16 protein-coding genes are annotated in these 14,538 nt (G+C 64.3%); 7 read left to right on the plus strand and 9 right to left on the minus strand.

Annotated elements, in window-relative coordinates; genetic code table 11:
- From AC1DT2_RS06005 to AC1DT2_RS06020, 4 genes are all read right to left on the minus strand, one after another.
- Positions 1–739 (minus strand): STN domain-containing protein (locus AC1DT2_RS06005; RefSeq protein ID WP_477295106.1); only part of this gene is annotated, 739 nt, incomplete at its 3' end.
- 110 nt (positions 740–849) lie between these two features.
- Positions 850–2,007, minus strand: a complete 1,158-nt coding sequence (locus AC1DT2_RS06010; RefSeq protein ID WP_477295108.1) for a FecR family protein — start codon at positions 2,005–2,007, stop codon at positions 850–852.
- Positions 2,000–2,518: an RNA polymerase sigma factor gene (locus AC1DT2_RS06015; RefSeq protein WP_213947599.1), complete on the minus strand. Its 519-nt coding sequence runs from the start codon at positions 2,516–2,518 to the stop codon at positions 2,000–2,002. The genes AC1DT2_RS06010 and AC1DT2_RS06015 overlap by 8 nt, the downstream gene beginning before the upstream one ends.
- A 106-nt stretch (positions 2,519–2,624) precedes the next feature.
- Entirely contained in the window at positions 2,625–2,969 is a 345-nt protein-coding gene (locus AC1DT2_RS06020; protein WP_082879130.1) for a carboxypeptidase-like regulatory domain-containing protein, read from the minus strand.
- A gap of 228 nt (positions 2,970–3,197) precedes the next feature.
- On the opposite strand from AC1DT2_RS06020, the gene dhaL reads away from it, so the two are divergent.
- Both dhaL and AC1DT2_RS06030 read left to right on the plus strand, forming a co-directional pair.
- On the plus strand, positions 3,198–4,910 hold the full coding sequence (dhaL, locus tag AC1DT2_RS06025) for a dihydroxyacetone kinase subunit DhaL (RefSeq protein WP_477295111.1): 1,713 nt from the start codon (positions 3,198–3,200) through the stop codon (positions 4,908–4,910).
- 12 nt (positions 4,911–4,922) lie between these two features.
- Positions 4,923–5,411: an OsmC family protein gene (locus tag AC1DT2_RS06030; RefSeq protein ID WP_477295113.1), complete on the plus strand. Its 489-nt coding sequence runs from the start codon at positions 4,923–4,925 to the stop codon at positions 5,409–5,411.
- A gap of 6 nt (positions 5,412–5,417) precedes the next feature.
- On the opposite strand, the gene AC1DT2_RS06035 is transcribed toward AC1DT2_RS06030, so the two are convergent.
- Positions 5,418–5,978 (minus strand): DUF1003 domain-containing protein, encoded by a 561-nt coding sequence (locus tag AC1DT2_RS06035; protein WP_063572465.1) that lies wholly within the window; start codon positions 5,976–5,978, stop codon positions 5,418–5,420.
- Between the two features lie 135 nt (positions 5,979–6,113).
- Here AC1DT2_RS06035 and AC1DT2_RS06040 point away from each other — a divergent pair, with 135 nt between their 5' ends.
- Both AC1DT2_RS06040 and AC1DT2_RS06045 read left to right on the plus strand, forming a co-directional pair.
- A complete protein-coding gene (locus tag AC1DT2_RS06040) occupies positions 6,114–7,157 on the plus strand; it encodes a Dyp-type peroxidase (RefSeq protein ID WP_477295115.1) in 1,044 nt (347 codons plus the stop codon).
- Positions 7,150–7,947, plus strand: a complete 798-nt coding sequence (locus tag AC1DT2_RS06045; protein ID WP_213947595.1) for a family 1 encapsulin nanocompartment shell protein — start codon at positions 7,150–7,152, stop codon at positions 7,945–7,947. Before AC1DT2_RS06040 ends, AC1DT2_RS06045 begins: the two co-directional genes overlap by 8 nt.
- Here the strand turns inward: AC1DT2_RS06045 and AC1DT2_RS06050 are convergent.
- Positions 7,944–8,633: a type 1 glutamine amidotransferase domain-containing protein gene (locus tag AC1DT2_RS06050; RefSeq protein ID WP_213947594.1), complete on the minus strand. Its 690-nt coding sequence runs from the start codon at positions 8,631–8,633 to the stop codon at positions 7,944–7,946. The two genes, AC1DT2_RS06045 and AC1DT2_RS06050, sit on opposite strands and share 4 nt — an antisense overlap.
- A 209-nt stretch (positions 8,634–8,842) precedes the next feature.
- Between AC1DT2_RS06050 and AC1DT2_RS06055 the strand changes: the two genes are divergently transcribed.
- The gene (locus AC1DT2_RS06055; RefSeq protein WP_477295118.1) at positions 8,843–10,165 is read left to right on the plus strand and encodes an epoxide hydrolase family protein; all 1,323 of its coding nucleotides are present in this window, start codon (positions 8,843–8,845) and stop codon (positions 10,163–10,165) included.
- 99 nt (positions 10,166–10,264) lie between these two features.
- Here the strand turns inward: AC1DT2_RS06055 and AC1DT2_RS06060 are convergent, their stop codons facing one another.
- Positions 10,265–10,915: a glutathione S-transferase family protein gene (locus AC1DT2_RS06060; protein ID WP_477295120.1), complete on the minus strand. Its 651-nt coding sequence runs from the start codon at positions 10,913–10,915 to the stop codon at positions 10,265–10,267.
- Positions 10,916–11,008: 93 nt separating this feature from the next.
- Here AC1DT2_RS06060 and AC1DT2_RS06065 point away from each other — a divergent pair, with 93 nt between their 5' ends.
- Positions 11,009–11,575, plus strand: a complete 567-nt coding sequence (locus AC1DT2_RS06065) for a TetR/AcrR family transcriptional regulator (RefSeq protein ID WP_477295122.1) — start codon at positions 11,009–11,011, stop codon at positions 11,573–11,575.
- Positions 11,576–11,642: 67 nt separating this feature from the next.
- Positions 11,643–12,275 carry a TMEM175 family protein gene (locus AC1DT2_RS06070; RefSeq protein WP_477295124.1) on the plus strand — a complete coding sequence of 211 codons (633 nt, stop codon included), beginning with the start codon at positions 11,643–11,645 and terminating at the stop codon, positions 12,273–12,275.
- Between the two features lie 29 nt (positions 12,276–12,304).
- On the opposite strand, the gene AC1DT2_RS06075 is transcribed toward AC1DT2_RS06070, so the two are convergent.
- Together AC1DT2_RS06075 and AC1DT2_RS06080 are read right to left on the minus strand one after the other, a co-directional pair.
- Positions 12,305–13,087 (minus strand): 4'-phosphopantetheinyl transferase family protein, encoded by a 783-nt coding sequence (locus tag AC1DT2_RS06075; RefSeq protein WP_477295126.1) that lies wholly within the window; start codon positions 13,085–13,087, stop codon positions 12,305–12,307.
- The coding region (locus AC1DT2_RS06080; RefSeq protein WP_477295128.1) for a mechanosensitive ion channel family protein at positions 13,084–14,538 on the minus strand (1,455 nt) is incomplete at its 5' end. The genes AC1DT2_RS06080 and AC1DT2_RS06075, both read right to left, overlap by 4 nt.

Consider the following 14,538-nt stretch of genomic DNA (forward strand, 5'->3'; position numbering starts at 1 on the left):
GCGTGCTTCCGCCGCCCGGACCGCGGTCGATTTCCGCCTGGCCGAGTACGTGGTTGTTGAAGTATGCCGAGGTGGTGTGGTGCAGGTCGCTGGCGTCGCCGAAGGGGATGCCATCGAAGGTGATATTGAACTGGCCATCCTGGAATCCGCGGATGCTGATGCCTTCATTCTTGCCCAGACCCGGACCTTCCGGCGAGGTGACCGTCACGCTCGGGGCGTACTTGATGATGTCGTCAAAATTGGCATTGAAGCGCAGTCCGTCGCGGATGAATCGCTCGTCGATCACCGAGGTAGGCTGGGTAGCGTCGAGCGGCGCAGCGCTCGGTGCAAGGGTATCCACGGCATTGGCGTGAACGCTGATCGGTGCGAGCTTCTGCGCCTCGTCACGGGTGTCGATCGCGGGGAGTGCCGCTGCTGCCGGCGCCGGGCCGGCTCCGACGTTTCCCGGCACGATGGTCACCGTGGTCGGGGTGACGAAGCGGTACGTCATGCCGGTACCTGCCAGCAGCGCGGACAGCTGCTCGGCGGCCGGCACGCCGCCGGGAGCGGTGTGACTGCGCAAGCCGTCGGGAACCTCGGCGCCGTAGACGACCTGCCAGCCCGCTTCGTGCGCGAATCGATCGAGCGCCTGTGCCAGTGGCATGGCGTCGATGGGCTGCGTGGCCGCCAACGCCGCCGTGGGTACGAAGGGGGTGCCCGCGATAGCGAGGGCGATGCAAAGGGCGAGCGAATTGCGCATGGCGTCACATACCTTGGATGGAGGGTCACTGAGGACAGTCATCGCTGTCCGACCCCATCTAAGAGTCCCGCCGCGCGCCACCGGGTACCCGTCATTCGATGAATTTTTTCTTACAGTCGCCTGACGCCGTGCGCGGTGACAAAGCGAATGCGGTCTGCGTTCCTTTCCACATGCACCTGGGGCAGGCTGCCGATATAGGCGATAAAGGCATCGGGGTCGCGCGCATGGAACACGCCACTGATGCGTTTCTGTCCCAGCTCGGCGTCGTCCACGATCAGCGGGCGCGTTGAATAGGCGTTGAAACGACGGGCGACCTCGGCCACCGTCGCGTCATGAAAGCGGATCTCGTCGGGTAGCCATTGCGTTGCCGTTGCCACGTTTGCCGGACCGTGTCCGGCAAGATGGCCATCCCCGTCCACACGGGCCGTCTCGCCGCCGTGGAGGTCCACGATGCGATTCCGTGGCGTGGACGTACCCGTCAGGCGAGTACGGATCCGCGCGATCCACGGCGACGGCAGGTTCCACACGGATACCTGTCCACTGACGACCGTCACCTGCGCCGCGCCGTCGTTGCGCTGCACGTCGAACACGGTACCGATGTCGTCGATCTGCTGGCGACCCACGGTGACCTTCATGGGTCGGGCGGGATCCTTGCCGATATCGAACGAGGCGCTGCCGTGCAACAGCTCGATGTGGCGTGCATCCGCACCGAAGCTGACCACCATGGCGCTCTGTGGCGAGAGCTGGACGACCGTGTCGTCGTCGAGGGTGACTTCGCGGACATCGATGCCGGCGGCGTACCGGATACCCGGTTCGGCGGGCGAAGGCCATGCGGCGGTAAGGCCGCCTCCGAGCAGAAGGACGACTGCCGCCGCTGCCGCCCAGTTCACGGCACCCGCGCGACGCTGTCGCGGGCGGGGATCGCCGATGAATCGGCTCCTACCAGGAGCCTCTGCCGCCGCTTGCGGTAGGAGCCGATTCATCGGCGAAGGCTGCTCGCGAGCAACGCCCCGGCCCACACCTCCACGTAGCGCAACCACCGAGCTCTCACTCGCCGCAAGCGCGCGCAACTCCTCGACCGTCATCCCCTCCGCTGCCAGGGCGGCGCGCATATCCCCATGCATCTGCGCCATCGCCATGTACTCCGCCACGTGTTGCGGCGAGCGGCGTAGCCAGCCCATGAACTGCGCCTGCGTGCGCGCGTCCGGCGACTCCTGCATGTCGAGGTACCAGGTGGCCGCTTCCTCGGTGAGGCGCCGGTCATTCATAACGTGCCATCCCTTGCCGGCATGCAGCCAGTCCCTTGACGATGTACTTCTTCACCATGTTCGGCGAGATCGAAAGTTGTTCGCCGATCTCCCGATACGAGAGATCGTCGCGGTAGTGCATCACCAGCACGGCGCGGCACTTGGGGGACAGGCGGCCGATCAGCGTGGCCAGGCGCTGGCGACGCAGCGCGCGATCGACATCGGCCCCCGCGCGGCAAGGCGTGGCGAGGCGCTCGATCACCTCTTCGAGGCCCTCGCTGCTGATCGGAGCGCGCTGCTGCATCTGCGCGTGCTCCTTCACCAGGTTGGCGGCAACGGTGAACAGATAGGCTTCGGGATTTCGCACCGTGCCGGCACTCGCGTCGCCCGACCGGAGCAGCCGAAGGTAGACCTCCTGCACGAGGTCCTGCGCGTCCCAGCGATGCGAGACACGACGAAGAAAATAGTTGGCGAGGGTGGGACCCTTGTCGGCCAGCAGCCGCGCCCAGCTTTGCGGCGTCTCGGCAGACACGTYGGCTCCAGGGTGATGCCGACAGGCTAGGGACCGAATGTTTCAGCTTTACGTCAGGGCCGCCCGGGAGTCGGGCAGCCCTGACGGACAACCATGGCGGAAGGGATCAGCTACCGGCCGCGCACTTGTCGTTCTCGCACGCGAAGTCGATCTCCGCGCCCTTGCCGACGGTAAGGGTGATCTTGTTGCGCGTGTCCACCACCTTGCCGTCTTTCTCGAGGGTGACGGTATAGGTGCCCATGGGGATCGGCGCGATCTTGTAGCGGCCACTGTCGCTGATGGTCGCGTGGCGCTGCGCGCCGGTATCGCTCCTGGCGGTGACGACGCCACCGGCCGGACCCTGGCCGAACATGCTGGCCGTGGTGCCCTGGGCATGCGTGGGTACGGTGGCGGTGGCGAACAGGGTCACGGCGGCGCCCAGCAGGAACGTACGATAGCCGATGCTCTTCATGGAACTCCTTTCTTTCGGACGGTGGGTAGACCCTTGAGGTTTTATTTGAAACCGCGCGCGCAAGAAAGCGCGCCTGATGGCAAGACTATGTTGCCCTGGCGGAATCAATGGATGATCACGTCAATGACATGCAGCGTCAACGCCGGGCGGCGGCAATGTATGCCAGACTTCCGGCACTTGCCCGGCCCCGGTCGGGCGCGTTCGTGAACCTGCCTCGAGGAACGATACGTGAAGAAACTCATCAACGATCCCCTGCACGTCGTCAGCGAAATGATCGAGGGCCTCGTCCTCGCCGATGACCGACTCACCCGCATCGCTGGCGAAAACGTCGTGCTTCGTCGGGACTACGCACAGCATGCCGCCTCGGGGAAGGTGGCCCTCATTTCAGGCGGCGGCGCTGGTCACGAGCCGGCTCATGCGGGCTATATCGGCCAGGGCATGCTCACCGCGGCCGTGGTGGGTGAAGTCTTCACCTCGCCCAGCGTCGACGCCGTACTCGCGGCGATTCTCGCCGTCGCCGGCCCGGGCGGCGTCCTGCTCATCGTCAAGAATTACACCGGCGACCGGCTCAACTTTGGCCTGGCGGCCGAGCTCGCGCGCGCCACCGGCGTCACGGTCGACCTGGTCGTGGTCGCTGACGATGTCGCGCTGGATACCGGCGACGGCGCGGTCGGTGCTCGTGGTATCGCCGGCACGGTCCTCGTGCACAAGGTGGCAGGAGCCGCTGCGGAAGCCGGTCTTTCGCTGGCCGAGGTGAAGCAGGAGGCGCAGGCCGCGATCGATGCCGTCTTCACCATGGGCCTGGGGCTGGGCGCGTGTATCGTGCCTGCCGCCGGCACGCCGGGCTTCGAACTTTCCGATACCGAAGTGGAATACGGCCTCGGCATCCACGGCGAGCGAGGCGCCAAGCGCGGCCCGATCGCCAAGGCCGATGCGATGCTCGATACCTTGCTCGACCGGTTGCTGGAGCGCAGCAAGCTTCGGGCAAACGAACGTGTCGCGCTGCTCGTCAACAACCTCGGCGGCACGGCCGTGCAGGAACTGGGTATCGTCGCCCGTCACGCACTCAAGCGGCTGGCTGCGGCGAACATCGAGGTTGCCATGGTGCAGGTCGGCACCTTCCTGACAGCACTGGAGATGCCCGGCTGTTCGCTCAGCCTGATGCGGCTGGACGAACAACGTCGCGACCGCCTGCTTGCGCCCGCGACAGCGGGTGCCTGGAGCGCCCCGACCCATCCGGTGACTGAGGCCTCCAGCGTCGAGGCACGCACGGCCAAGCAGGCCGCATTGTCCGCGGGACCCGCCTGGAAGCAAGCCGGGCGTTCGGCGAGCTTCACGGCCGCGCTCCGTGCCATCACCGCTGCCTTGCAGAAGGCGGAGCACGAACTGACCGAACTGGATGCCGTCGTGGGCGATGGCGACATCGGCCTCAGTCTGGCGCGCGGTGCGCGAGGCATCGACGCGGCGGTTCCCGAACTCGACAAGGACCATCCGGCCGCGGCCTTGCAGGCGATTGCCTCGATCCTGCGTCGTGAACTGGGCGGCACCTCCGGTCCGCTGTATGCCGCCTTCATCGTGCGCGGTGCGAGCCATCTCGCCGAGCGCGACGAGGCGGATTCGCCGGAAGCCTGGGCCGCGGCCTTCCGCGCGGGCATCGACGGTGTGCAGACGTTGGGCGGCGGCAAGGCGGGGGATCGCACCATGCTCGACGCGCTGATCCCTGCCGCGGACGCGCTGGATGCCGCCATCGCACGTGGCGACGCCCCGCCGGCGATCTTGCAGGCGGCGATCGATGCGGCGCATGCCGGTGTCGAGGCAACCAAAAAGATGCGACCGCGACTGGGCCGTTCGTCCTATCTGGGCGAGCGCACGCTGGGCCACGCGGATCCCGGCGCCTTCGCCGTGGCGCTGTGGCTCGAGTCGATCGGCTCGGCTTCCTGAGGAGCGCCATCCATGACGTCCCAACCCGTCATCGTCCAGCCTACCGGCCAGGGGGAGTTCCAGGTGCGGGTGAGCGCACAGGGTCCTTCGTTCTTCGTCGATGAGCCGCTGGCCATGGGCGGCCTCGCCTCGGGGCCGACGCCGTACGACCTGCTGAGCGCCGCTCTGGGCGCCTGCACGGCGATGACGCTCGGCCTGTATGCGCGGCGCAAGGGTCTCGCCTTGACCGACGTGCAGGTGGCGGTCACGCATCGCCGTGATGCGATCACTGGTCGTGACACGTTTGAGCGAGCGCTCTATATCGAAGGCTCGCTCGACGAAGCGCAGGAAGCGCGCCTGCTCGCCATGGCGGATCGCTGCCCGGTGGGCAAGACATTGAGCGCCGGTGCGGACATCGTCACGCGTCTTGCGCCGAAGACCGAGCCGGTGACTCCCAACCGCCCCTGCGACCAGACGCATCCCGGTGCGATGGCGCAGGCGTGCGATGAAATGGACGCCTGAGGCGTCCTATCGGTCGCCTTCCTTGATCAACCGGGTGAGCAGGTCGATCTGGGCCTGCTGTTGGGCGAGGAGTTGCATGACCTGCTCGTTGCGAAGCGCATCCAGCTTCTCGTGCAAGGCCAGGATCTCCACCTCGGCCTTCAGGTTCACTTCGTAATCGTACGCGGCCATCTCGCGATCCTTCGCGGACTGGCGGTTCTGGCTCATCATGATGACCGGCGCCTGGAACGCGGCGAGCATGGACAGCATCAGGTTGAGGAAGATATAGGGGTACGGATCGACGGCAGTCCGGCCAAGCAGCAGGCTGTTCAAGATCACCCACGCGACCAGGATGGCCACGAAGATAATGATGAAGGTCCATGAGCCGCCGAACGCCGCGACCTTGTCGGCGAGCCGCTGACCATAGGTGCTCTTGGCGTCCAGGCGCTGGTTGATATCTTCGGTGACCGTCACCCGGCGGGTGGCCCGCTCGAGCACGCGCCTTGCGGTCTGGTTGAGCTTGGCGCCTTCCGTGCCGAACCAGCGTGCGGACGAGGTCAGGTAATCGAATGGCGGTAGGTGACTCATGAGCTTGCTCCGGGCGATAGGTGATGTCACGGCAATGCGCTGAAATTACCCTCCTGGCTCCGCAATGTCTTGTCTGTTGGCATGGGCTCGGACGAGAATGACCGCTTTACATCCTTCCGTGGAAAGGAGCCCTTCGTGGCTACCGTCGTTGCGCAACCCGTCGTCGCCACGCTTACGCGGTCGGCCATCTTCCTTGTCCTCAAGGTCAATCCCGGTAACAGCGCCGAAGAGGCAGTGCGCTCGCTCTGCGGCGATCTCGCCGGCCTGCTGCGGGCCGTGGGTTTTCGCGACCTCGACGGCCGGCTGACGTGCGTGATGGGTTTCGGCTCGGAGGCCTGGGATCGCCTTTTCGCCGGACCGCGCCCGGCCGAGCTCCACACGTTCAAGGAAATCAACGGCGTGCACCGCGCGGTATCGACGCCCGGCGACATCCTCCTGCACATCCGCGCGACGCGTGAGGACCTCTGTTTCGAGCTTGCCGCGCAGATCATGTCGCGCCTTGGCGACGCGGTCGCCACGCTCGACGAGGTGCACGGTTTCAAGTACTTCGACGACCGCGACCTGATCGGCTTCGTCGACGGCACGGAGAATCCGCAGGACGCCGATGCCATCGAGGCCGCGGTAATTGGTGACGAAGATGCCGCTTTCCTTGGCGGTAGCTACGTCATCGTGCAGAAGTACCTGCATGACCTGAAGCGCTGGAACGCCGTGCCTGTCGAGGCCCAGGAACGCATCATCGGCCGGCAGAAACAGACCAACATCGAACTGGACGACGCGGTGAAGCCGTCCTACGCGCACAACGTGCTCACCTCCATCGTGGAAGACGGCGTCGAGCTCGACATCGTGCGCGATAACATGCCGTTCGGCGAGGTAGGGAAGGGCGAGTTCGGCACCTATTTCATCGGCTACGCCCGTTCACCGGCGCGCACGGAACAGATGCTCACCAACATGTTCGTCGGCAAGCCACCCGGCAACTACGACCGGTTGCTCGACTTCAGCACGGCAGTGACCGGTAGCCTGTTCTTCGTGCCCTCGGCGACGTTCCTCGACGGCATCCCGGACGCACCGGCGGCACAGGCTAGCCGCCAGAACGATGCGAACGGACAAGACAGCACCCCACGCGCATCGGATGGTTCACTCGGTATCGGTTCGCTAAAGACGGAGAACACGCATGAATAACCTGTTTCGCGAACTCGCACCCATCAGCGGCGGTGCCTGGGAACAGATCGAAGACGAAGCCAAGCGCACGCTGAAGGAATACATGGCGGCACGGCGTATCGTCGATGTCGTCGGGCCGAAGGGCTACGACTATCCCGGCGTCGGTACGGGGCACACGCGCAGCATCGAGACACCGAACGACGGCATCCAGGCGCGGCAGCGCCAGGTGGCGGCAATGGTGGAGCTGCGTGTGCCGTTCGTCCTTTCGCGACAGGATCTGGACGATGTGGCGCGCGGCTCCAACGATCCGGATCTTCAGCCGCTGAAGGATGCCGCCAAGCAACTGGCCTTCGCGGAAGATCGCGCTGTTTTTGACGGTTACGCCGCGGCGGGCATCGCCGGCATCCGCAACACGACCAGCAACAAGGCGATCGCGCTGCCGGCCGACCTCACGGCGTATCCGGTAGCGGTCGCGCAGGCCCTGAACGAACTACGCCTTGCGGGCGTGAACGGTCCCTACAAGCTGGCCATCGGTGCCAAGGCGTATGCGGATCTCAACGGGGCAACCGACGAAGGCTACCCCGTGTTTCGTGAGCTGCACGCCATGCTCAATGGCGGCATCGTCTGGGCACCGGCGATCGAGGGTGGCGTACTCACCACGGCCCGCGGAGGCGACTTTGAGCTGCACCTGGGTCAGGACGTCTCGATCGGTTACGACTCGCACGACGCGAAGGACGTTCGCCTGTATCTGCAGGAGACTTTTACGTTCCTGTCGCTGACCACCGAAGCATCGGTAAGTCTCACCGCCTAGGCTTTCTGCAACGTGGCCATCAAGGCGAGCAACGCCTTGGCGGTCACGGTCGACGATCCCGGGTTCTGCCCGGTGATCAGGTGGCCGTCGGTGATGGTGAAGGGTTGCCAGTTGGCGACCTTCTCGAACTTGCCACCGAGACGGATCAGCTCGTCTTCGACCAGGAAGGGCACCACCTTGGTGAGTCCCACCTCTTCTTCCTCTTCGTTGGTGAATCCCGTCACCCGTTTGCCCTTGACGATCGGCTCGCCCTTGTACTTCACGTGGTGCAGGACACCGGGTGCATGGCAAACGGTGGCGACGGGTTTATCGGCGTTGTAGAAGGCTTCGATCAGGGCGATCGACGCAGGGTCTTCGGCGAGATCCCACATCGGGCCATGACCGCCGGGATAGAAGACGGTGTCGAAGTCTTTCGCTGCGACGCTGTCGAGCTTGACCGTATTGGCGAGCACCTTGAGCGCGGCGGGATCGGCTTTGAAGCGCGTTTGCGCGGGCGTCTGATTGGCCGGGTCGTCGCTTTTCGGATCGATGGGCGGCTGCCCACCCTTGGGCGAGGCCACGGTGACCGACACGCCAGCATCGGTGAACACGTAATAGGGCGCCGCGAATTCCTCGAGCCAGAAGCCGGTCTTGCGCCCCGTGTTTCCCAGGGTGTCGTGCGACGTGAGCACCATCAGAATCTTCATGGAATACCTCCACAGCGACCCCCCGCTCATCACTGTAACGCCCGGTTTTTCGCGCTGGCAATCATCCGCAGGTATAAGCCGGCTTCGCAAGCTCGTCACGTTCAAACCGGCGGGGGCGTCGCCAAGACGCACGGTTCGCCTATCGGGGACGCTCACAAGCGTGTTGGTAACGGGCAGGCAGATCCGATCTCAAACGGAGGGGTATTGTCATGGCGTCACACTTCATGCGGTCCACGCGTTTGCAATTCCTGACGGCAGCGGTGATTGCCGGAGCCGTCTGTACCGTCCTGCCAACACCCAGCCACGCCGCCGGTGCTCCACCCATGCAAGCGGCGGGGCAGGCCGAAGACACGTCGATCCGTCCCTTCCCGAAGATCCATTTTTCCGACGAAGCCCTCCAGGACCTGCATCGCCGCATAGCCGCTACCAGTTGGCCGAGCCCGGAGCTCGTGCCCGACGCGACGCAGGGCGTGCAGATCGCGACGTTGCGCAAGCTGGCCGACTACTGGCAGTCGGGTTACGACTGGCGAAAGGTCGAGGCACGGTTGAATGCGCTGCCGCAGTTCGTGACCACCATCGATGGCGTGGATATCCACTTCATCCACGTGAAATCGAAGAACAAGAACGCCTTGCCGATCATCATTACCCATGGCTGGCCGGGCTCCATCATCGAGCAGATGAAAGTCATCGATCCGTTGGCCAACCCGACGGCACACGGTGGCAAGGCATCGGATGCCTTCGATGTCGTGGTCCCGTCGCTGCCGGGCTATGGCTTCTCGGGTAAACCCACCGTCGTCGGCTGGGATCCGCAGCACATCGCGCGCGCCTGGACCATTCTGATGAAGCGGCTTGGCTACAAGCATTTCGTCGCCCAGGGCGGTGACTGGGGCGATGCCGTGACGGAGCAGATGGGTGTGCAGGCGCCACCGGAACTGCTCGCCATCCACACCAACATGCCGGCGACGGTGCCCGATGACATCGCGAAGGACCTCGCGGCCGGCGCTCCCGCACCGGCAGGGCTGGCGCCCGACGAAAAGAATGCCTATGACATGCTCGACTTCTTCTACAAGCATGGTCTTGGCTATGCGCAGGAGATGACCAATCGTCCACAGACGCTTTATGGACTCGAGGACTCGCCGGTCGGCCTGGCGGCCTGGATGCTCGACCACGATGCACGCAGCTATGCGCTGATCACCCGCGTCTTCGACGGCCAGGCCGAGGGGCTTTCCCGCGACGATATTCTCGACAACGTCACGCTCTACTGGCTGACGCATACCGCGGTGTCGTCGGCCCGACTCTACTGGGAGAACAAGCTGGCGTTCTTCGAGCCCAAGCACATCACCATTCCGGTGGCGGTGAGCGTGTTTCCCGACGAAATCTACGCGGCTCCGAAGAGCTGGGCAGTGAAGGCGTTTCCGAAGCTGATCCACTTCAACACGCTTCCGAAGGGTGGGCATTTCGCCGCGTGGGAGCAGCCGGACGAATTCGTCTCGGAAATCAGAGCCTCATTCAAGACCGTTCGCCCGAAGTAGTCGTGCAGAACCTGCGTGGCTGATATGGCTAAACGAAAAAGGTGATGGGCCGATAGCCCATCACCTTTTTCGTGGAATGAACGCACGAGGGCGATGCTCTTACCCCGCGGACGCCATCCTGACACTCTCACGCTCATCCACCCGCGCCTTCCACGCCACCAGCGCCGTCAACGACTCAGGCACCGGAATCTGCGCATAAGACGCAAACAACAATCCGCCAATCACGGTCGTATCCGCCATGGAGAAGTTCGCACCCGCAACGTAAGGCTGGGTCTTCAATACCTCGTTGAAGTACCGCATACCGGCCTCGGCCTTCTCGCGGTGCATCTGTCCCCAGCGATCACGGCCTTCCCACTCGGGGCTCTTGTACGGAAGAAGCCCTGCACCCAAGCCGTCAGTCGCGTAATGAAAGTAGATGCCGATGGCGTCGATCAGCTCCGACTCCGCGCGCTTCTGCATCATGTGGATGGTGGCCTTCTCCAGCGGCGTGACGCCGGTAAGGGTCGGATGGCCATCGAGGTTGTCCAGGTACTCGGTGATCGCCGTGCACTCGGAGATATAGGTGCCGTCGTCCAGCTCGAGCACGGGCACCGTGCCCGTCGGGTTGATGGCGAGGAAGGCGGGCTGCTTGTGCTCGGCGGCCGGGAGGTCGACTTTGACGAACTCGACCTTGTCGAACAGGCCCTTCTCGGCCAGGACGATACGGACGCGGAGCGGATTGGGGAAACCGGGGATGTCGTGGATCTTCATGAAAGTTACCTATCTAGTGATAGATAGACAGTGCGCCTTGCTTTTCGCGCTGTCAACCCCTATCAATCGATAGATAGTCTCTAGGACACCGCCATGAGTTCCCCAGACACCCGCCAGTCCATCCTCGCTGTTGCCCGGAAAATGGTGCAGTCGCGCGGTTACTCCGCCCTGAGCTTCCGTGATGTYGCGGCGTCGGTGGGCGTGAAGAGCGCGAGCGTGCACTACCACTTCCCGACCAAGGGGGCGTTGGGCTCCGAACTGGCCCGGGGCTATACGGACGAGATGGCGGCCTACCTTGCCGATGTGCTCGGGGAGACAGCGGACGCCGCGGCTTTCATGACGAAGTACGTCGGCGTGTTCCGCGCCGCGCTCGTGAACGAGAACCGCATGTGCATGTGTGGTGTCCTGGCGGCCGAGCGCGACGAACTTCCCGCCGAGGTGCAGGCGGAAGTGGAGCGCTTCGCCGAGGTCAACGTGGAGTGGCTGGGGAAAGCCCTCGAGCGAGACGAACCGCGTGTTCCGCTGGCACAAAGGCAGGCTAGGGCGCTGGCGATTTTTGCTGCGGTGGAAGGGGCGCAGTTGATTGCGCGCAGCCGGAGTGATGTTGCGGTTTACGACCAGGCCATCGGGGCGATGCGGACGGCTGGGTTGATTCCGTGAGGGCGGGGTCGATCAGAGGAACTGAGGTTAGGGCATGATGGCGCGGGGAAACATTTAGGGGAAGGGCATGGAACCGAATCCGTCAGGACTGTCGGAAGAGCGCGTAAGGCTTCGTCATCTCGACCGTTTGACCATGATGTCCGATGGCGTGTTTGCCATTGCACTGACGCTTTCCGCCGTGGAACTTCATCCCGAAATGGAAGCCGGGAAGACCCTGTTCCAGGTATGGGCCATGCCTTTGGCCGTCTATTTCATGAGCTTCCTGATCATCGCCGCCGTGTGGGTCGCCCACCGCCGCAACCTGGCGCACCTGCATTCGGTTGACGCGCCGACCACCTGGCTCAACCTTCTGCTGCTCAGCATGATCGGCTTGCTGCCCGTGGTTGTACGGTTCTTCCTCGTGAATATGGACACGACCTCGCGCGCCGGCATGGTCGCTTATGCGATGGTGTTGTCGGCGACGTATTTCGCCCTCGCGCTGACATGGGGGTATCCCGCGCTGATAGCGAATCACACGCCAAGCGTATCGCGTCGGCGTGCATGGGCATGGCTTGCCGAATACGTATTTGTCGCACTGCTATTCGCCGCGCTCGCGATTTACGCCATCGGCATGACGTGGCTCGCATGGCCCGTCGGCGTGGTGGCGGTATGCCTTCGCGTCACATCCTTACGATTGGGTCGCTCTGCGAGATCGTGCTGACTCACGTCGAGGCGTGAGCGCTACCGTTCTCACCACACGAAACTGGTGAGGATGGTATCGGCATCGATGGATCGGGTACGCAGCGCGAAGCGACGGCCTTGGGGCAGGGCGGGTGCCAGCGAGCGCGTGAGCATCAGTTCGAGTGTGCCGGCGCGAGCATCCAACGCCACGAGATCCACGGCGTCGAAGTCGAAATACGTCCCTACGGTGGCGAAGCTGCCCTTGAAGAAGCTCTCTTTCGCCGAAAAGGCGATGGTCAGCAGCATCTCGTAGGAGACATCGCCGGCAAGCGCATGCAGCAACGCTTGCTCGGTCAGCGTGAGCACGGTCCCCTCGACGGATTCGCGCGTCTCCGCCCCAATGCGCCGTTCGATATCGATCCCGATACCGTTAATGCCCGTGGAGGCGGTTGCAACAGCCGCCGCATACGGCCCTGCATGCGTAATGCTCCCCAGCATTCCCGTCGGCCAAACCGGCTGCCGCGATTCTCCCACCCCAATCTGCCCGTCCTGATGGCGATGCGCCCCCAAGACTCCAGCCACCGCATCCCTCGCAGCCAACCTCCCCATGAAAAACTCAGCCTGCCGTTTCTTCACACTCCGCCCGATGCTGTCGGACATATCGATGCGATGCTGTGCGAAGGCAGCGACATCGAACGCGTCAACCTCATAGGTGAGGAGAATCGCCGGCGGCACGCGCGCATCGGTCCAGCCCAGCTCGAAGGGACGGATGCCGATCACGCCCGACACTCGCCGTTCCGCGGAAAGCGGAAGGTGGGCTGAGGTCGCAGGGTTCGGGTCGACAGGGCTCATGGCGTAACGGGCTTCTCCTCCAGAAGCAGGCTCGTGCGCGGATTCGACAGGACTATACCAAGCTCGCGGAACCGCTCCAGGATCCGCCGGTTCAGTTCGCGCTGGACACCCCAGCGACCCTTGTCGGTGCAGCTGATCTGTCCGGCCAGGGTGAACATGCCCCCGTCTACCGCATCCACACCCCAAACCTCCATATCGGCAAGGATCTGCGGCGCAAAGGCAGGATCGGCAAGCAGGCTCGCGCCGATGGCCTTGAGCTCGTCGATCGCTCGTGTCACATCGGTTTCGTAAACGACGCTGACGCGCATGGCCGCGTTGCCCAGGCCGCGGTTGCTGTTGTTCACCGTCGTCACCGAACTGAAGGGAACGATATAGAGCGAACCATCGCCGCCGCGCAGGCGCACCGTGCGTATCGAAAGATATTCCACCGTGCCGGATACATCGCCGACCGTGACCGTGTCGCCGACCTGCATCGCGTTCTCCATCAGCAGGAAAATGCCCGTGATGAAGTCCTGCACCAGCTTCTGGGAGCCGAAGCCAAGCGCGACGCCGATGATGCTGGCGCCCGCCAGCAAGGGCGTGGTGTTGACGCCGATCTGGTTGAGTACGGTCAAGCCGACAATGAGGACGATGGCGATCAGCAGGCAGGTGCGGAGCATCGGTAACAGGGTGCGAAGGCGCGCGGCGCGCACGAAGTCGCCCGCGTCCTTCCAGCGCGAGAGTCGCCGATCGACACTCGCGTTGGCGGCCTCCCATACCAACACGGCGATGGTCGCGGCAACCAGGATGGTGATGAGTGCGGAGGCCAGGCTGCGTCCGATCGTTCCGCCGGAGAACCAGTCCAGTGCGTCCACACCCCAGGCCTGCAACAGGGCGATGATGGAACATACCGTCAGGATCGCGGTGACGACAGCGCGCACGAGCGGGTAGTAGCGCTGGGCGCGCATCCGGCCAGCGGCACGCTCTGCAACGCTGTCGCTGTCATTTTGGCCAGCAGGCTGGAACAGACGGCTCACGCCGCCGAGCACCAGGACCGCGACGATACGCGCGACCACCAGGACGGCCGCCGTGACGCCGACAAAGTGCAGTAGTTTGGGAAAGCCGTCTTCGACCCCGAGTGCCCACACGAACCATGCGCCAAGTACGACCACGGCCGCGACGACCGCCCATACCTCCGCCAGCCAATGCCTCACGGTAGCGAGCGTTCCCACCGCGTCCGGTGGGCCCGCGATAGCGGCCGCCACGGGCCGCCGGACCTTGAGGAGGAGGACGACGAAGAGAACGTGGATCACGAGCGACACGGCCTTGATCAAGGCGAGCCGCTGCTCGTCGGAGGCGCCCAGTTCCTGCAGGGCGTTGGCCAGCGCGAACCCGGCCGTGCCGACGATCAGGATGCTGCGTGACCAGACGAGAACGCTCCGCGCCGTGCGCTCGCCGACCCTGATGAGCCT

Source organism: Luteibacter sp. P4_E6, from assembly GCF_056401535.1.